At 62.7% G+C, this 18,680-nt stretch carries 15 protein-coding genes; 10 read left to right on the top strand and 5 right to left on the bottom strand.

Annotated elements, in window-relative coordinates:
* Positions 1–29 precede the first annotated feature (29 nt).
* The 4 genes from ACFR99_RS10060 to ACFR99_RS10045 all read left to right on the top strand — a co-directional run bounded on the left by ACFR99_RS10060 (position 30) and on the right by ACFR99_RS10045 (position 6,258).
* Positions 30–1,715: an alkaline phosphatase family protein gene (locus tag ACFR99_RS10060; RefSeq protein ID WP_390286883.1), complete on the top strand. Its 1,686-nt coding sequence runs from the start codon at positions 30–32 to the stop codon at positions 1,713–1,715.
* 184 nt (positions 1,716–1,899) lie between these two features.
* Complete coding sequence (locus ACFR99_RS10055) at positions 1,900–2,562, top strand: helix-turn-helix domain-containing protein (RefSeq protein ID WP_390286881.1); 663 nt, start codon at positions 1,900–1,902, stop codon at positions 2,560–2,562.
* Between the two features lie 411 nt (positions 2,563–2,973).
* Positions 2,974–4,479, top strand: a complete 1,506-nt coding sequence (locus tag ACFR99_RS10050) for a right-handed parallel beta-helix repeat-containing protein (protein ID WP_390286879.1) — start codon at positions 2,974–2,976, stop codon at positions 4,477–4,479.
* Between the two features lie 141 nt (positions 4,480–4,620).
* A complete protein-coding gene (locus ACFR99_RS10045) occupies positions 4,621–6,258 on the top strand; it encodes a flippase (RefSeq protein WP_390286877.1) in 1,638 nt (545 codons plus the stop codon).
* 158 nt (positions 6,259–6,416) lie between these two features.
* Here the strand turns inward: ACFR99_RS10045 and ACFR99_RS20360 are convergent, their stop codons facing one another.
* The 3 genes from ACFR99_RS20360 to ACFR99_RS10035 form a co-directional block, all read right to left on the bottom strand.
* Positions 6,417–6,794: a DUF7344 domain-containing protein gene (locus ACFR99_RS20360; RefSeq protein WP_465260897.1), complete on the bottom strand. Its 378-nt coding sequence runs from the start codon at positions 6,792–6,794 to the stop codon at positions 6,417–6,419.
* Positions 6,795–7,014: 220 nt separating this feature from the next.
* On the bottom strand, positions 7,015–8,073 hold the full coding sequence (locus ACFR99_RS10040) for a glycosyltransferase family 2 protein (protein ID WP_390286875.1): 1,059 nt from the start codon (positions 8,071–8,073) through the stop codon (positions 7,015–7,017).
* The gene (locus tag ACFR99_RS10035; protein ID WP_390286873.1) at positions 8,073–9,338 is read right to left on the bottom strand and encodes a polysaccharide deacetylase family protein; all 1,266 of its coding nucleotides are present in this window, start codon (positions 9,336–9,338) and stop codon (positions 8,073–8,075) included. The genes ACFR99_RS10040 and ACFR99_RS10035 overlap by 1 nt, the downstream gene beginning before the upstream one ends.
* Before the next feature lie 182 nt (positions 9,339–9,520).
* Here ACFR99_RS10035 and ACFR99_RS10030 point away from each other — a divergent pair, with 182 nt between their 5' ends.
* Together ACFR99_RS10030 and ACFR99_RS10025 are read left to right on the top strand one after the other, a co-directional pair.
* On the top strand, positions 9,521–10,495 hold the full coding sequence (locus tag ACFR99_RS10030) for a glycosyltransferase family 2 protein (RefSeq protein WP_390286871.1): 975 nt from the start codon (positions 9,521–9,523) through the stop codon (positions 10,493–10,495).
* Between the two features lie 150 nt (positions 10,496–10,645).
* Entirely contained in the window at positions 10,646–11,821 is a 1,176-nt protein-coding gene (locus ACFR99_RS10025) for a PKD domain-containing protein (protein WP_390286869.1), read from the top strand.
* Between the two features lie 123 nt (positions 11,822–11,944).
* Here ACFR99_RS10025 and ACFR99_RS10020 read toward each other — a convergent pair whose 3' ends face one another.
* Positions 11,945–13,273: a polysaccharide deacetylase family protein gene (locus ACFR99_RS10020; RefSeq protein ID WP_390286867.1), complete on the bottom strand. Its 1,329-nt coding sequence runs from the start codon at positions 13,271–13,273 to the stop codon at positions 11,945–11,947.
* 222 nt (positions 13,274–13,495) lie between these two features.
* Here ACFR99_RS10020 and ACFR99_RS10015 point away from each other — a divergent pair, with 222 nt between their 5' ends.
* Both ACFR99_RS10015 and ACFR99_RS10010 read left to right on the top strand, forming a co-directional pair.
* Complete coding sequence (locus ACFR99_RS10015; protein ID WP_390286865.1) at positions 13,496–15,199, top strand: asparagine synthetase B family protein; 1,704 nt, start codon at positions 13,496–13,498, stop codon at positions 15,197–15,199.
* Positions 15,200–15,439: 240 nt separating this feature from the next.
* A complete protein-coding gene (locus tag ACFR99_RS10010; RefSeq protein WP_390286863.1) occupies positions 15,440–15,835 on the top strand; it encodes a hypothetical protein in 396 nt (131 codons plus the stop codon).
* Positions 15,836–15,891: 56 nt separating this feature from the next.
* On the opposite strand, the gene ACFR99_RS10005 is transcribed toward ACFR99_RS10010, so the two are convergent.
* The gene (locus ACFR99_RS10005; protein WP_390286861.1) at positions 15,892–16,503 is read right to left on the bottom strand and encodes a DUF7344 domain-containing protein; all 612 of its coding nucleotides are present in this window, start codon (positions 16,501–16,503) and stop codon (positions 15,892–15,894) included.
* A gap of 389 nt (positions 16,504–16,892) precedes the next feature.
* Here ACFR99_RS10005 and ACFR99_RS10000 point away from each other — a divergent pair, with 389 nt between their 5' ends.
* Both ACFR99_RS10000 and ACFR99_RS09995 read left to right on the top strand, forming a co-directional pair.
* Positions 16,893–17,882 carry a DUF1616 domain-containing protein gene (locus ACFR99_RS10000; protein WP_390286859.1) on the top strand — a complete coding sequence of 330 codons (990 nt, stop codon included), beginning with the start codon at positions 16,893–16,895 and terminating at the stop codon, positions 17,880–17,882.
* Positions 17,883–18,461 (top strand): metal-dependent hydrolase, encoded by a 579-nt coding sequence (locus tag ACFR99_RS09995; protein ID WP_390286857.1) that lies wholly within the window; start codon positions 17,883–17,885, stop codon positions 18,459–18,461.
* The last annotated feature ends 219 nt before the right edge of the window (positions 18,462–18,680 follow it).

The raw sequence follows: 18,680 nt of genomic DNA, 5'->3' as shown, positions 1-18,680 counted from the left end.
ACGGACCTACTGCGGAGACAACTGAAAGGATGACTCGGACGTTTCACCGTGATGATGCGACATCGAATGGGGGTACGACGAACGAATCGAACGGATTGGACACGCTGCTCATCGGAGTCGACGCGGGGAGTCTGTCGGTCTTCGAGCGATTGTCCGAAGCCGACCGAATTCCGACTATCGAGCGGCTCTGTTCGGAGGGGGTGGCCGCGCCGCTCGAGTCACAGATCCCGCCATGGACGCCGAGTGCGTGGCCGTCGATCTACACCGGGGTCAACCCCGGGAAACACGGCGTGGTCGGCTTCGTCAGCTACGACGGCTACGACTGGCACGTGACGAGCAACGACGACGTCCACGAACAGTCTCTGTGGACGCTGCTGGATCACCACGACCGCTCGAGTGTCGTCGTCAACGCGCCGGTCACCCACCCGCCCGACGAGTTCGACGGGGCGGTGATTCCCGGGTTCCTCGGCCCGGAAGATCCGCCGTGTCACCCCGCTGGACTCTTAGACGAGGTCCGTGATGCGATCGGAGAGTATCGCGTCTATCCGAGCTACACGCGGGACGACGACTCGCTCTCCGACGATTCGAAGATCGACGAGTATCGGAACCTCGTCCGGATGCGCGGCGAGGCGTTTCGCTATCTCGTCGGCGAGTTCGAACCGGAGTTCGGCTTCGTCCAGTTCCAGAAGACGGACACGGTCTTTCACGAGTTCAGCGGCGAACAGCGACACGTCGACCGCGTCTACGAGGCGACCGACGAACAGATCGGGAAGATCCTCGAGGCGTGTGATCCGAATCGCGTCTTCCTCGTCAGCGATCACGGAATGGGTCGGTACGACGGCTACGAGTTCCGGATCAACGAGTACCTCCGCGATATGGGCTACCTCGAAACGACGACCGGCGGCAAGGGGATGCCGTCGTGGACGCCGATGCGCAGACGGCTCCGCGAGGGTGAGGAGTACGACACCTGGGAGCCGGGGGTCGCTGCACGCACAGCGTCGATTGCCGCCCGATTCGGCATCACTGCCCGGCGTATCAGGACTGTCCTCGAGCGGGTTGGACTGGCCGACATCGCCATCGAGTATGCACCGAGTGGCATCTCCCGGACGGCCAACGAGCAGGTCGATTTCGCTGAATCGGAGGCGTACGTCCGTGCACGGACCGAACTCGGCATTCGGATCAATCTCGAGGGACGAGAACCGAACGGCGTCGTCCCGCCCGAGGAGTACGAAGAACTCCGCGAGAACCTCATCCGGGCGCTCCAGGCGATCGAGACGCCCGACGGTGAGCCGTTCTTCGAGACGGTCGCGCCGCGCGAGCAGTACTTCCACGGCGACGAGCTCGACGAGACGGTCGATATCGTTACGATCCCCGCTGACTTCGACCACATGCTCTCCGAGCAGCTGGGCGACGGCGACTACTTCGGCCCAGCCGAACCGTGGAACCACAAACTCGACGGGGTTTTCGTCGCGGCAGGCGAGGGAATCGACGAGACCGCCGCCCTCGAGCGGGCCCACCTCTTCGACGTCGCGCCGACGATCATGGCCGCGATGGGGGTCCCCTACAGCGACCGCATGGACGGCAGCATCGTTCCTGTCGTCGCCCCGATCGAACCGACGACCTACCCCGAGTACGACGAGCGGACCGACGGCCAGCGACCAGTGACGGACGACGCGGTGACCGATCGGCTGGCAGATCTCGGCTACATGAACTAGCTGCCGACTGATACGGTCTGCTGTAAGTCATTTCCGGCGGGACCGCGAGTCGTCCTGCGGTCCCACCGGTAAACAGTTACAGCAAACCGTATGACGCGGTCGGTTCGCATCGCTGCAACCCGCTTATCCGCGGTATAAGTATGCCTCGCCGGTTCCGACAGCCGAGTACGACATCGATCTCTCAATGGGATTTATCGCAGAAGTCCACCTCGTTCACGATGACCTTCCGCTGGTCCCGACGATAGCGCAGTGTCCCGGCGTGACGCTCAGCTACGAGTACGGGACGACGATCGACGAGCGACGCATCAGGTTCGTCTCGGTCTCCGGCGACACCGACGCGTCGCTCGAGGCGGCGATGGCTGCCGATCGGACGGTCTCGAACCCGACCCGCATCGCCACGTTCGACGGCCGAACGATCTACCGCGTCGTCGTCGACACGCCTCTCGAGCTCCTCCCCGCTCGCTGTGCCAAGCACGGGGTGTTCGCGTTCACGCTCACGAGCGGCGAAGGTGGCTGGATCGCACGGATCTATCTCCCCGACCGCGATGCATTGGCGGCGCTTCGATCCCAGTACCGCGATCACGGCGTCTCGTTTCGCGTAAACCAATTGTACGACTCATCAGTGTCCGACGAGCGGACGTACTTCCTGACCGACCGCCAGTACGAGGTCCTCACGACGGCATACGATGCCGACTACTTCGAGGTACCACGCGGCGTCACGCAGGACGACCTCGCCGATCGACTCGACATTTCGGATTCCGCGGTCTCACAGCGGCTTCGACGCGCCATCTCCGAACTGATCGCCGCGACGGTCGAAAACGGGCGCGCGCCCGATCGCTGTCGATGATCTGATCCGACGATGGCCAGTTACCGAAAAACACGGCTGTGACACGACGGCGACCACCGCCACCGAGGCTTATCCGGGTGTTAAACGGGCCTCTCGCACCGATACGAATCGGCCGCGTTCGCGACCGAACCGCCGAATTGTGTCCTCTGCAATCATTTCGAATCACAAAACTGCGCGTCCGTCTCCGTCGCGGCGGTCGGCGTTCGAACTTAAAAACTTGCCATCCGAATCCATAGCTACTGGACCCCGTCATCACTCACAACGACGTGTATTTCAATGTCGGATGGAAGTGATCTGCAGCGCTCGAATCGTGACGTTTCTCGTGGTTCTCACTCGACCGAGGGGGAGGGCGGTCGGCCAGCTCTCGACGGATCGATTTCACGGTCGAGGAGGGGGTTCTTGCGAGGAACTGTGGTGGCGTGTGCCGCCGGAATCGGACTGACGTCAACCGCCGCCGCGTCGTCGGACCCGTATGGACACTACTACGACGACTACGCGACCGTCGTGGACGTGACCGAGGCCGGCGCGGACGATACCGGCACCGAATCGATTACACCCGTGCTCGAGGATCTCCGCAGTGACGATACGCTGCTCGTGTTTCCTGAGGGGGAGTACTTCATGGACGAACAGTTCCGGTTTACGGGCTTCGACAACTTCGGCGTCGTCGGCGAGAACGCGACGCTGATCCCGGCGAACTTCCACGAGTTCGACGGCCCGCAGTATCGACTGTTCCGGCTCGGCGTCTCGTACAGTCCTGGGGGTCACCTTCGCTTCGAGGGGTTCGACGTCGATCAGTCGGCCCCCGACACCGGGATCCGGACGATCGAAGCCACCGCCGATCGATTCGAGGTGCGGGACGTGACGATCGACGGCTTCCACGACAGCGGCACGTGGGGGCCGGGACTGTTCAACGTCACCGACCCCGACGGTCACGGGATCGTCGAACGGTTCCGAGCGCCGGACGGGGGTGCGTGGGTCGACAATACGCCCAACGCCGGCAACCGCTGGCGCGGCCCGATCGGTATCGAAGCCAACCAGAACGTCGGGACGCTCGAGTTCAGACACTGCTGGCTCGGCGGCTTTCCGAACAACGGCCTCTACGCGGCGGGTGGCGATGGGAGGATCATTGTACACGGTGGCTGGTTCCGGAACAGCAACGGCGCGAACGTCCGTGTCGGCGGTCAGGGAAGCGAAATTCGGTGGCCGACCGTCGAAGTCGATTCGACGCGACCCGAGGATCGGTCTCAGCGCGGGATTCGGATCGAGAACGGTCGGAACATCGAGATCCACGGAGCCGCCATCGAGATCACGTCGCCGAAACCGACCAGCCACGCGATTTCGGTGATGAACACCTGTGAAAGCGCACGGATCGACAACACTCGTCTGGATGTACGAGGTGCGGACGTCAACCACGGGATCGTCGTCTCCCCAGATACGGGCGAGACGACGATCGTCGAGACGGAGATCACGCACGAAACCGCCGGCGGCTATCCGCTCTGGATTCGTGAGAGCGACCGGACCGAGCAGATACTCGCCGAGCACCTTACGATTTCGGGGCAGGCGGGCGACGCTGGCGGTTTCCGCGACGGGATTCGCTGCGAACGCGACAACTGTCGCTTTAGCAACGTCGACATCAGTCAGCGGGGTCGGGACGGCGTCGAGCGAAACGCCATCGTCAACACGGGCGCGGACCTGACGGTGTACCAGAGCGACCTGCGCGCCAGCCAGTACCCGTTCGTCGACCTCGGCGCCGACGTAGTCGTGCGTGACTCGACGCTCGAGTCGTCGGGCGGCCAGCAGGCAGTCTGCCTCTACGACGCATCGACGGGCGCGACGTTCAAGAAGAACCGGCTGGTCGACGGGATCCGTGACCTCGGAGCGAGCGACGTCACGACCTGGGAGAACACGTACGAGTAGTCGCGTCTCGCACCCGTTTAACCCCTGTATAATAACGCCGTACAGTCGCCACTGTCTCGCCACAGTGAGTACGTCGGATCGTGAACGAGCGTCGTCGATGGAGACTGTCGACTATCAGCGTGACTGTCAGAGGGTGAAACCGTGAATCGGAGTATCGCGAGCGGCGTCTTCTCGGTCGTCAGCGCGAAAGTCGTCGTGCTCGTCGTCACTGCGCTCTCGACGCCGCTTCTGTACCGGTTGCTCGGCGCGTCGGCGTTCGGCGAATACGCGTTTTTGCTGTCCGTCTTCGCGATCTACATGATCTTCGTCAGCTCCGGGATCACTGATGGGGTCCGAAAGTTCCTCGCGGAGGACCGCGCCGCGGCCAACTGGAGCGAACACGTCGTCGGCTTTTACTTCCGGCTGGCGATCGTGCTCTCCGTCCTCGGGGCGCTCCTGCTGGTGGTTGCGACGCAATCCGGACTCGTCGGTCGTGCGTTCGGGTCCGAGCTGACGAGTTACTTCTACGTCCTCGCCGCGCTCGTCGTAACGGCACAGTTTCGCGATTACGCGCGGAAGACGCTCATGGGATTCGGCCTCGAGCGGTATTCGGAGCCGCTGAAGATCCTCGACAAGGTCGGGTTCGTCGTCGTCGCAGTGCCGCTGGTGTATCTCGGGGCCGGTGTGATCGGCGCGCTTGCAGGGCATCTGGTCGCGAGTACGCTCGTCGCCGTGATCGGGCTGGCGCTCGTGCATCGTCGCGTGCCGCTGTCGTGTCTCTTCAGCCGCCCGACGAAGCGATTCCCCCGGAAACAGATGCTCACGTTCAACTCGATGAGCATCGCGCTGGTCTTCCTGCTGATGTCGCTCTATCACATCGACATCGTGATGCTCCAGCGCTTCCGGGAGAGCGCTGCAGTCGGCAACTACAAGGCGGCGCTCACGCTCGCCGAGTTCCTCTGGTTCATCCCGATGGCCCTCCAGACGGTGTTCGTCCACTCGACGTCGGAACTGTGGTCGCAGAATCGCCTTCGAGAAATCTCGAATCTCGCGTCCCGGACGACGCGGTACACGTTCCTGCTGACGGCCGTCATGGCGGTCGGGCTCGCGGCGTTGGCGGACGTCGCCGTGCCGATCTACTTCGGCAAGGATGCCATGCCGGCGATCACACCCCTGTTGCTGTTACTGCCCGGTGCACTCGGCTTCGCGCTCGCGCGCCCAGTTCTGGCGATTTCACAGGGGGAGGGAACCCTCCGATATCCGGTCGCGGCCACCGGTACTGCGGCCGTGATCAACGTCGTGCTTAACGTCGCTCTCATCCCTCGCTTCGGGATGCACGGTGCCGCCGTCGCGACCAGCATCGGATACGGGTCGATGTTCGTCTTCCACTGCTGGAGCGCTCGACTGGTCGGCTTCGATCCCCTCTCGGATGCACGACTCGGGCGTTCGATACTGACGACCGTCCTCGCAGCAGGGCCGATCTTCGCCCTCTCGACGGCCATCACGAACCCGTGGCTCGCACTCGTAGTCGTTCCGCCCGTGGGATTCGTGATCTTCGTCACATTCGCGCTGCTCGTCGGCGCACTGGATCCCGCCGACCCCTTCGAAGTGCTGTCGACGTTCCCCGATCCGCTCGGCGCGAAGGCGGACGCGATAGGCAGTCGGCTCGCAGCCAGCGGGACGAAGCGAGGGGAGCGGAACTGGCTCCATAGTTTGCTGTTCGTCGCCGGGCTCTCCCTGCTCGTCTCGGGGCTCACGCTGGGAATACTAGGATCCGGCATACAGAGTATCGCTCCCTGACCGAGTCGGCACTCGCTGCTGGTTCCCGTCTCATACGCGGATGACCGAAGAAACAGGATTGGTCAGTCTTCGGGCCGGACGAGCCACTCCTCACGGAGACTGCAATGACGCCGAAATCGAGGAAAACACCCAACAGCGGCTTCTATCTCGACCGGCTCTCACCTCCGCTGGGTTACGACGGGAGCTTTTGTACGGCGTCCCTCCTGCTGTTCAGCCAATAGTCTGAGCTGAGGTCTGATCTCGCCAAAACGGGGACCTTGTACGACGAGGTTGTCATCTCGATTCCACTCGATGAATCCGTACTCTGCTAATTTCGGAAGGTGGGTGTGGTGCATACTGACCGAGTATTCATCTACTTCTGCAATCGTTCGAGAACTGGATAGATGTCTCTGAAGGAGGTTCTCGTCCGCTACTGCAATCTCTCGAGAAATGCCAGACGGTTTTGAGACGTATTGGGGACTGGAGAGTAATTTTACTAGTAACTGTCGTCGGTGGCTGGCCGCCAATGCGTCAAATACATCATCATAATCGACCATTCCATATCCCACAGCTTCAGCTATCGTCCCACGTAACGTTAACTATACTACATTTTCACAGTCCACCGTTGTTTTGATTAACTGAGTGATTACGTGTGCCCCGTTCAGTTTGTACCAGTAGTTATCGGTTCGGGCCGTTCCAGTTTCGACCCGCTTCTGAATAACGAGATCGTATTACCAACCCGGACGACCATGCGAGTGACTGTGCGCTCGCATGGCGCTATCGTACCTGCCGCTCGAGCGATTCGCTTTCGGCCATATCGAACACCATCGCCAGCAGGAGGAACGCGGTGCCGGCGACGAACAACAGCAGGCTCGTCGCGCCCTGGACGGCCGGTGTGCCCGGACTCGAGAGCGCTCCAGCCGCCGTCACGCCGGTTCCGAGGACGCCAAGCACGGCCGTCGCTGCTCCAGCAAAGTAAAACAGGGCAAGCGGATGGAAGTCCAGGACGAGATACTTCGTTTTCAGCCGCCACAGGAAGTTACGAAGCAGCATGAGCGAGACCTTCGGGATGTATTCTGCGTACGCGATGCTCGACTCCTCGTCGCCGTAGACGGCCGGCATCGCCACGTCAGCCACGCGCATCCCGTGGACGTTCAGTTTCACCAGCAGGTCGTTACAGTAGCCGTAGTACTCGTAGAGGTTCTCTACCTCGATCGCGGCGAGCGCGTCGTGGGAGATCGCGGTGTAGCCGTTCTGGGGATCCATCGTCTTCCAGTAGCCGGACGCAATCTTCGTCAGAACGGAGAGGATCGCGTTGCCGACGAACCGGAAGCGCGGCATCGCCGCCCGGTACTCCGCCGAGAGGAGCCGGTTTCCCTTCGCGTAGTCGGCCTGCCCCTCGACGATCGGGTCGAGCAGCCGGGGCAGCTGCGTGAGGTCCATCTGCCCGTCAGCGTCGACGGTGACCGTCGCGTCCACGCCGTCCGCGAGCGCGGCGAGATAGCCGGTCTTGATCGCGCCGCCGGCACCGCGGTTCTCCCGATGCTCGATCGGGACGACCCGCCCGATGGCGTCGCGGACCGTCGCCCGGTTCGCCAGCGCGGTCGCGCCGCCGTCGGCCACGAGTTGCTGGACGGTCGTGCCGTCGTGACTCCCGGTCTCGCTGGCGTCCGCCTGCGCGGCCTCGAGGATTTCGTTCCAGGTGTCGTCCGTCGATCGGTCGTCGATCACGTAGATCCGATCGACGTACGCGGGCATCTCGCGGATGACGTCACCGACGAACCCCTCCTCGTTGTAGGCGGGGATCACGACGCCGACGCTCGATCCCCGGTACATCAGCGGTCACCCAGGAGGTCGGTGGCGGTGACGACATCGACGTTCTGCGCGTCGATATACTCGAGCAGGCCGTCGAACGCCCGCTCGCTCATGCCGTCGTCCCCGATGTATTCGAAGTGCAAGACCGCGAGTTGTCCGTACGTCGCGGCGTAATCGACGTACGTTCTCGTCTCGTCGCCGGCATCGCCGGCGAAGAAGCCGACGTTGTGCGGGTCCGTCAGCGGGAGCCCGGTCGGGCCGCCGCCGAACCGGAACGCCTGCTCGTGATACTCCCTGACGAGGTCGTTGGCCGTCGAGCCGAGCACGTTCCGCGGCGTGACGAAGTGCTTCGCGCCGTCTTCGAAGCCGCGATTCTCGAGATACGCTTTCGTCCGACGGATCATCCCTTCCTGTTGCTCGGGGGTGAACTCGTGGAGGAACTTCGAGCCGGTTCGCGGCCGAGCTGCGAGGTCCCAGCCCGCGTCGTCCAGTTCGATGAGTTTGTCGAGCGTGAGCCGGCCGCCCTCGCCGACGGCTTCGGGGATGACCGCCTCGACGCCCGCAAAATCGTACGCCTGCATCCGGTCGAAGGCGGCCGTGTAGTGGCTCTCGAGTGTCCCATCGAACAGGAGCATGACGCGGCCCGTGTCGGGCCGGTCGACCGCCCGGAGGTCGTCGACCTGACAGTCGATCGAGCCGGTCGTGTCACCGCGACGGCGAGCGATCAGCCGAATCTCGCGCACGTCCGAGAGTTCGGGCTGGGTCTCGATCCGATCGGTGCCGAAGTCGACGCGCACCCACCGATCGGCCGGCCCGGTGAGCGTGCGTTGCATGGCGTGGACGTTGCGCGAGTTCGGCGCGAACAACTCGAGCGTGAGGTGCAGCTGGTCGCGCCCGGTGAAGTTGACTGCCAGCGAGAGGTTCTTGTTGCTTAAATCCAGTCCATCCGGGATCGTCCTGTAGACGGCCGCGTACTCGGCGTTCTCTGACGCGGTGAGGTGTGCCGACTGCGACCCGGCATACGGATCGTCCGTCCCGGCCTCGAGGTCGCCAGCGTCGATCATCGCCGACCACTCGCCGAGGTCCTCGAAGCGATCGATCGGCTCGCCAGGGAGGTCCAGGCGGTCTCTGCTTCCGGAATCGGTGGTGTCACCGCCCGACTGGGCCGATGTCGGCTTGCCGTCCGCGCCACGCCATTCGCGCACCTGCGAGAGGCAGCCGGCGAGTCCGAGCGTTCCGGCCGCTGCAACCGTGGTTACGAACGATCGTCGGTTTCGATTCGTCATCGACCGCGTCGACGAACCGTCCGCCCTTCCTTATACGGTCGTTAGCGGGTTCGCCGCCGACGGATTCCGGATGACTCGAGACCGTCGCGCCGCCGCCCGCTCGGGTCATCGCAGCCGCTGCTGGCAGGCGCAGCCGTTTACCCACGCGATAATAATCCGGATCGGGCCGGAAGCCCAGGAAAATGACTCGCGTCAGCGTTATCATCCCGACGTACAACAGAGCGGCGACGCTTCCGCGCGCGATCGATAGTGCGCTCGCACAGACAATCGACGACCTCGAGGTGGTTGTCGTCGACGACGGCTCGACCGACGACACCGAGTCGGTGCTGGCCGCCTCCGAGGACCCGCGGGTTCGGCCGGTCGTCCACGCGACCAACCAGGGTGCGAACGCCGCCCGGAACACGGGCCTTGAGCACGCACGCGGGGAGTACGTCGCCTTCCTCGACTCGGACGACGAGTGGCATCCCGAGAAACTCGAGCGCCAGCTCGCGGCGCTCGAGGAGCGCTCGAGCGACTGGGTCGGCGTCTACTGTGATACGGGCTACGACCTGTCCGGGGCGGACGGACGGCTCCGGTCGGCCGCCGCGTCCGTGCTCGCCCGCCTGGACGACGAGCCGACACGGGAGGGGAACGACGAACTGGTCGGCGAGATCCTCGCAGATAACGTCCAGCCGGGTGCCGGCTCGACGCTGCTCGTTCGGACCGACATCGCCAGGGAAACCGGCGGCTTCGACGAGGACCTCGACCGGTTCCAGGACCCCGAGTTCTGCCTGCGCGTCCTCGAACACGGAAAGCTCGCCTACGTCGACGAGGAACTCGTCGTTCGCGAGGAGACCGGCAGTCCGCCGGCGGACGTCGTTGCGGCCGCCAGCGACCGATATCTCTCGGCGTACGAGTCCGAGGTCGAGCATTTCGAGGAACAGGGCTACGAGATCCGCTCGAGCCACGCACTCGTCCTCGCGAAGCAGTACTTCGCGGAGGGGCGGTTCCTGCGAGGGCTGTGGCACCTCCGTGCGGCTTCGGTGTCGGCGCGGACGTATCCCGGCGTCTGCTGGGTCGCCGGGACCGGCATCCGGCGGCGACCGATTCCGATCGTGGTGGCGCTCGTCCTCTTGCTCGTCACCGCGACGCTCGGCCGGCGCGCACTTACTCGGTGAGGCGGCCGTTTCGGCCGTCCTGATCGGGTTCAGTCTCTACGCTCGCATGCAAGCGTTCTCTCGACGCGGACCGTTGCAGAAACGAAAGTATTCCGTTTCTATCGTTATCTCACCTGTAGTAAAACCGACCGACGCCGACGGGATGGACGAATGAGGCGCGATATCCTCTCACGGCGGCACGTATTGACTCTGGCAGCCGGATGCACGCTCACGAGCGCTGGCGTCGCCAGCGTGGTCGGCGACACGGCTGGCACTGACGAAGAGATGGTCTCTCGTGCGTCGTTCCCCATTCGTGAGGGAACGGCCGAGGAAACGACCGTCTTTGTGACGACAGCGGCCGCCGAGGGACCGACGGCGGTCGTCGTCGGCGGCGTTCACGGAAACGAGGACGCAGGGTACACGGCGGCAGGCCAGATCGCCGACTGGCCGATCGACGCCGGGACGCTCGTCGTTATTCCCGAGGCGAACGCCGTCGCAGTCGAACGCGGGACCAGAACCGACGAGGAGGGGACCAACCTCAACCGGCAGTTCCCCGAAGGGGAGACGCCGGAAACGGAACTCGCACGGGCCATCTGGGACGTCATCAGCGAGTACGATCCAGACATCCTGATCGATCTCCACGAGTCGACGGGCATCTACGCGGGCGATCCCACGGACGGCGTCGGGCAGGCAATCTTCCATTCGGACGGCGGCGAAGCGACTGCTGCCGCCGCCGATGCCGCCACGTACGTCAATCGAACGTACGTGGACGATCCCGACCGCGCGTTCCAGCTCGGTCCCTTCTCTAACCCCGAAAACGATCCATCTGGGCTGCTCGCTCACAAAGCTGCTCGCGATCTGGGTGCCGACGCGTTCCTTGCCGAGACGCTCTCGACCGACATCGAACTCGAGACCCGCGTCCAGTGGCATCGGGCGATCGTCGAACGGCTCTTCGAGGACGAGCTCCTGCTCGACGGCACCGATGCCGGCAGCGTCCCTGACGAGGAGGTAACAGAGCCCGAGCCCGATGCATCCGATGACGACGGTGACGAGCCGTCGGGTACTGAGCCACCGGTCGCACGGATCGAAACGCGACCGAGAGGACTGGCCGACACGACGCTCGAGCCGGGTCAGACGGTGACGCTCGATGCGTCGCAATCGTCCGATCCGGACGGCGACCTCGTCCGCTACGAGTGGCGCGTCGGTGCCAACGGCGCGTTCGACCGGACCGGCGAGACGATCGAGGTGACGATCAGCGCGCCCGGCAACCATCCGATCGCACTCCGCGTCGTCGACGACGATGGTGCGACCGACACCGACCGGGTCACGCTCTCGGCGGGCTGTTGATCGATTCGTCGTCGACTACGCTTCCCGACTGCGGCCGATAATCGCTACCCTACTGGGTCGTGAACGGCGATACGTCGGTAAGCGGTTACGTCGAGAAACAGGCCTGGGGCAGGTCGCTCCGAATCAGTCGTTGCTCGTCCGCAGCTTCCAGAGGTCGTCGAAGGTGATGACCTCGACGTCGGCGCCGTCGATGTACTCGAGCAACGCCTCGTAGTCGACTTTCGGCATCGTGTTGGTTGCTTCGAACGTGTGGAAGTTGAGAATCGTACACTGGTTGTGCTGGGCGGCGAGGTCGACACACCGTTTCGATATCTCGAGGTCGTGTCCGATCGTCCGCGGTAACGCCAGCGGATCGAAGCCGTAGACGCTCGTCGTATTGACGTTGCCGGCCTGATTGAAGCCGCCGCAGTAGTGGTAGTCGGTCGCCTGCTCGAGGCTCGTCTTGTCGAAGCTGTTGTGCGGGTGGACGATGTAGTTCGCACCCTCGAACCCGTTGTCGATGAACCACTGCTTGTCCCGCCTGAGCCGTTCTTTGATCGCCGTTTCGTCGTCGAGTTCGTGAATCGGGTCGTGGGTTCCGTGGACGACGATCTGATCGCCCGCCTCCTGCCGGTCCTGCAGCTCCGAGATCGACATGTGTCCGTCCCGTCCCTGTTCGGCCCACCGCGGCACCGGCGCCTGAACCGCCGGGACCTCGTACTCGTCGTGGAGCGGCGCGGCCGTCTCGTAGTAGTCGAGCGTTCCGTCGTCCCAACTCAGCATGACGTACCCCTGATCGGGCGTCGGATGTGTGCGCAAGTCGTCGATCCAGACCTCCGCCTCCGGCATTGAGTGAAGCACCTGAATCTCGAGCCGATCGAGCTGATCGAGTGCGGGCTCGTACTCGCTCTGCTGGAAGACGCCGGGACTCGTTCGGAACCAGCCGACGTCGGGTGCACGGTACCGGATCTGCCGCAGTGAGTATACTTTCGAGCCCCCGAACTGGTCGACGACCCGCAGGTTGACCGTGATGCTGTCGGGCGTCGTCGTCCGCACCGCGAACGACAGGTCCGTTTCCGTCAGGTCTTCGCCCTCGAGGCTCCGTTCGGCGATGACGTTCTCGCTGCCGTTCGACCGGAGTCTGAAGCTCTGCTCGCCGTCGAACACGACGTCCTCGTCCGCTCCGCCCGACCCCTGAACGACGGTCCAGGCATCGAGATCGCTGAAGTCGTCGAGCGAGTCGCCCGGCTGGCGGTACTGTTCTCGGCTGTCGAACTCGGTCTCGAGCGGCGGAACGCCGTCGGTGAGTCCCGGGGTAGAGCCGTCCGAACTGTCTGGTGTCACGGCTGACGACTTCTCGCGGAGCTTGTTGGCTGTAGACTCGAGTTGCTCTGCACAGCCGGCTAGACCCGTAAGTCCGGCGGCGCCGGACAGTGCGAGGAAACGACGTCGCGTCGCGCGTTTCTGTGACATCGGTGGGCCGGAGGTACCGACAGTGAGACCATTATTATAGATCGGATAGGCTGGCTCGGCGACCGCTCGAGACGGCTGGTAGCGGCCACTGTGGCACTTAACGGTCGCATAGTAATTGAGTAGCCGTTCGAGCGTTCCACGAAGACGTACGCGAACGGAAGTCGGGCGGCGCTCGGCGTTTCCACGCTGTGATCGTACGTCGTCTGCAGGTGGTCTTCGACGATGAACAGGGAACTCTTCGGTGTAATCGGCGGTATCGACACGTTCGAACGGTTCAGATCCAGCGACGAATTCGACGAAGTGCTCGCCGGATCGACCTTCACAGTCGGTATCCGGGATGCAGATCTCGGGACGCCCGGCTGGAGCGCCACGTACTTCGGCGACGAGGGGTGCTGTCTCGTCTGGGGAGAGGCGTACGTTCCAGACGACGACCCGAACGCCGCGCGCTGGCTTCTCAAACGCTACGAGACGATCGGAATCGAGGCACTGCGAGAACTCAACGGATCGTATCTGGTCGTGATCGACGCCGACGTGAGCGGCGACGCGTTCGTCGCCACGGACCCGGTCCGCTCCAGGGAGTGTTTCTATACCGACGACCCCGGGGTTCGCGTCTTCGGAACGGACGCCGCCGCCGTCGGCCGCACGATCGCGGAGCCGACGCTCGACCGGGATGGCGTCCTCGAGTTTCTGCATCTGGGCGTGATACTCGGCGAGAAGACGGCCGTTACGGAACTCGCTCGACTCCCGCTGGACAGCCGGCTTACACCCACGTCGGTCGATTCGTTCGACCGGTTCGTCTACGATCCGCAGCCGTCCCGGGCGTTCGATCCCATCGACGAGCTCGCCGACCGCCTCGATCGGGCGTTCCAGCGGCGGTCGTCGCTGCCCGGACGAACGGGCGTGCTCCTCTCGGCGGGCTACGATTCACGAATCATCCTCTCACAGGTCGACGACATCGACCGGAGTTACACGGTCGGCTCGCTGGACGCCCAGGAGGTTCGCGGTGCGAGAGCGCTTGCCGCCCAGTACGGCGCGAGCCACACTGCCTTCCCACCGGACGAGCGATATCTCCGGCCCGACGAGTCGAAGATCCGCTACTCACAGGGGATCAAGGAGTCACTGCACATCCACCACGCCGGCTACACGGACGAGATCGACGTCGATACGATGTTCCACGGCCTCCTCTGTGACACGTTCTTCCGGGGCCATTTCACCGCCTCGGAGACCGTCGATGTGCTCGGGAAACGCGTGCCGACTGGCCGACTCAAGGCCGATCCGGATCCCGTCGAGTCGCTCCTCGAGAAGTTCGGCTACAGCCGCGAGGCGAGCCTCGAACTCACAGAGCGGACGTCTTTCGATGTCGATCCGGAAGCGTTCGTCAGAGAGGCAGTCGCCGACGAGTTCGAGACGCGATGGGACCGTGCGGATACGGTCCAGAACGCGCTCACCTGCTGTGGCATCGCGAACCAGCCGTCGATACCGTTTCACAACCACCTCTCCGATCACTTCGTCACGTCGTTTCTCGCGACGGATCGCGAGCTGATCGACTGGCATCTCCGAACGCCACCGAAACACCGAACCACGGAAACGTTCCTCCGCGCGTGCGAACGACTCGACGATGACATTCTGCGACACAGACCGCCCGATCGACCGCACGACGCGCGGCTGTTCAACGAAGTCGAGGGATTCGTCCGTCGGAAGACGCCGTTTCTCCCGTCGTTCGAGCCGCCGTGGCCGGACCGAGAGACGTTATTCGAGCAACACGACTTCGATCGACGGTTGTTGGGCGACCTCGAGCACGTTCACGACCTCTCGGCCAGACACAAACTCAGGCTCACCGACCTCCGCGGGTGGTTCGGATGCTGGTCAGCGTTACCGGATCAGCTGCACCCGTGGCTTCGTCCGTCGGACCCTGTAATCGCGTAGCTCACTCGTTCTACATCGGAGGTCTTACAGGAACCTCGAGGCGATCTGTGACGATTATCAGCCGTGAAACCGACTCTCGCTGCGGTTTATTCAGTTCATTATCGGTAAACCGTGAGAAACCTTATATACCAAGGAGTTTTACCGCGGAATATGCGTCTGACGCCGTCTTGGTTGCGCTCTTCGTCGGAGGGGGACGTCGAAGAACGCTCGGGGGATTCGGGGACGACTTCTGGATTCACGATGGTCTATTCCCCGGAGAGCGATCGTTCGACGAACGAGGGGGACGAGACGCGAGCGAGGGAGTTCGTTCCGGAATCCGATGCTGCTCTCGTGTCCGTTCTCGACGAAATGAACACGCCTGTCACCGTCGACGAGGTCGCCGATGAACTGGTCGAACCGGCCCGACCGACGATCGAAACGTGGGCAGCCGTCCACGAACGACTCCATCAGGATCGCCTGCCGGTACTCGACGCGGCCGACACCATCGAGTTCGACGAGACACAGGGTTTGATCGAGCGGTCTACGGGTCGCACGAACGAGGATCGGTTGATTTCACCGTCCGTGCTCGTAGCGCTCTCCCTCGGGTTGCTGTGCATCGTTATCGCGCTCGTCTTGGTTACCATCCTGATTTCCTAGACACGCATTGTCGCTCTTGTAGTATCGTCGTTCGTCGAGAGGCGTCCACTCTGTCGTCAGTTGATGAGGCGACTGATCGTGAGTACCGTAAAGACCGACAGAATGAGCGCGCTCAGACCGATTCCAGAGAGGAACGAGATGACTGGCAGTTCCATTACTGCGCCGATGAGGATCGCATAGGAGAAGACCGTCGCACCGATGTAGTAATCTTCCCACCCGGGGCTCTCAGCGTGCTGCTCGTCGGTCGAATCGTCGGTCGAGTCGAGATGGAGGTATTTGTCGACCTGGTCGGCGAGGGGCTTTCGTTCGACGATGCCGCGGTTCTGCTGGTACTCGATGAGACCCGCCTCGTCGAGCTTCGAGAGATGCGACTGATACAGCGGGATATAGACCCGCTGGCGCTGTGTCGAAGTGAGTTCTTCGACAGTGGTGTCGTGTTCCCATGCTGCGACCTGCTCTGCGATGTCGCGCATGCGTACGGGACCTTCAGTGTCCCGGAGATAGCGGAGGACCATCCGACGGCGTTCGTTTTGCAGGAGATGAAAGATTTCGTCTTTCGAAAACGCAGGCTCCTCGGAGGAACGATCAGCTACAACATCCGCGTCCTGACCGTCGTCAGTCACACCCTGATCGTCTGTATCATTGGAGCTGATATATTTCGCTTTCATTGCACCAGTCTTCCCTATTCAGAAGTGGGTAATAAAGGATAGAAATCGTGTATTCGTGAACGACACAGTTTAGATAGTTTCACAGAAGCTGTCTTCTTTTTGTGCCATTTTAATATTGCCAAATGCCGATTTAGAAGGACTGATACACCAGATTTTCAAATCGAACTGGAAATTTATTTCGACCAGATCATACACGCTGCTTTCAAACACTCTATCCGAATTTTAGATCGTTCACGCTTCTATTACACTCAATAGCGAGGGAATGTAGCTCGAGCGAATTCAGTGTCGAGATCGTTATATGATGTCGTCAGACGGCCGTCAGACCGACCCGTTAGATCGAGGCTTATCTGGGCGATAATAAACCGCCACCGACCCCTAGCGACGACGAAATGAGCGATACCAACTGGTGGTTTTTGGATCTAGCGGCCGTTATCGCAGTCACTGGCGCTCTCACGTTCGGAATCGTGTCCGGGATCACCGGGAGTGGACGAATCGTGCTGACGATCCCGCTCGTTCTGTTTCTTCCTGGGTATGCGCTCGTCTCGGCCCTCTTTCCAGACAAACCGAACGACGACTACCAGTCGTTCGACGACGAAAAAACGGGACTCGGAAATCCGTTGCTGGTCAGTGGCGGACTCGAGGCGATCGAACGAACGATCCTGTCAATTGTTTTTAGCGTCGCGCTCGTTCCCGCGATCACCCTTTTCGCGACCGTAACCCCGGGGGGAGTGGCGCTAGAACCGGTACTCCTTGGGCTCTCAGTGCTCACCGTTATCCTCGCAATCCTCGCAATCGGCTCACGCTACCGCTGTCCGGCCGATCGACGATTCGTTCCGGCGAGCTCATCGATCTCCCCGTTTTTCACTCGGAGCCGACTGAGTCCGTACGATCGAGTCAACTGTCGGCCGTACAACATCGCCATCGCGGCTGGACTGCTCCTGTTGCTCGCGAGCGGCGGATTCGCCCTGGCGAACCCACCCCAACACGATGGGTTCACAGAGCTGTCAGTCGAGACGGAAAACGTCTCCGGTGACATCGAAACGATGTACGAGTCGACCTATCCCGCGGGCGAGTCCCAGGAACTGGCAGTGACGATCACGAACCAGGAACACGAAGAGCGACGCTACACGGCCATCGTGCTGCTCCAGCGGGTGAGTTACGAGGGTGACGACGTGACCGTTCGCGAATCGACCGAGTTAGACAGGACGACAGCGACGGTTTCCGACGGTGAATCGACGCGGCAGCCCCTCGAGATCACGCCGACGATGCGGGGAAGTGACCTGCGACTGACGGTGTTGCTCTACGACGGCGACCCTCCGGCGGAGCCGACGGTCGACAACGCCTATCGCGTCGCTCGGCTGCCGATTGAGGTGGAATAGATGTTGCCGTGGGAGCATCTCGCGTTCGCGTACGTCCTGTACTCGCTGACGATGAACGTGGCGTTTCGAGCGTCTCCCTCTGGTCGTGAAACGATCGCCGTCGCCGTCGGGTCGCAGTTCCCCGACCTCGTCGACAAACCGCTCGGGTGGACGGTCGAATTCGCGGAGACCGGCTACTCGATCGGGCACTCGATCTTCGTCGCGCCGGTCGTCTGTCTCGTCGCGTACGCGGTGGCCATCCGAGGAGGGAATCGAGCGCTTGCGGGTGCATTCTCGATCGCGTATCTCTCACACCCGATCGCAGACGTGCTCAGTCAGTTGCTCAGAGACGGCGTCGTCGACGTTCGAATCGCTCTCTGGCCGATCGCATCGCCGCCAGGAACCGATCACGGCGGGTTCCTCGACCACCTGCTCCTGTACCTCGCTCGGTACGTGTATCAGCTCCTCGCCGGCGGACTAACGATCGAGCTTGCGGTCCAGTTGCTGCTTGGCCTCGCCGTCGTGGCGCTGTGGCTGTTCGACGGTGCACCGCCGGCCGCCGACATCTGGCGGTTCCTGCGGACCCGAAGCCATCAGTGACCAGCGTCCGACCGCTGTCGAACTGAGTAGCCTTCCCCTTTTGCCGGGCGGAAGTGCCCTGTGTCGCTCTCGCGGTTGGGCTGGCGAGCAATCACATGGGAATACTCCGAACTGCTGACGGGGTCACGACAGTTGTCTCCTCGAGAACGAATCGATCGTCGGCTCGATCACGGGCAGTGTCGTGGTCGTCTCGGGCTCGAGGCGACGCTGTGATCGATT

It is taken from the genome of Haloarchaeobius amylolyticus, from assembly GCF_042678045.1.
GTDB classification, from domain to species: Archaea; Halobacteriota; Halobacteria; order Halobacteriales; family Natrialbaceae; genus Natrinema; species Natrinema amylolyticus_A.
Note: the sequence above shows the minus strand (reverse complement) of the source record. Positions and strands in the feature narration are given on the sequence as shown.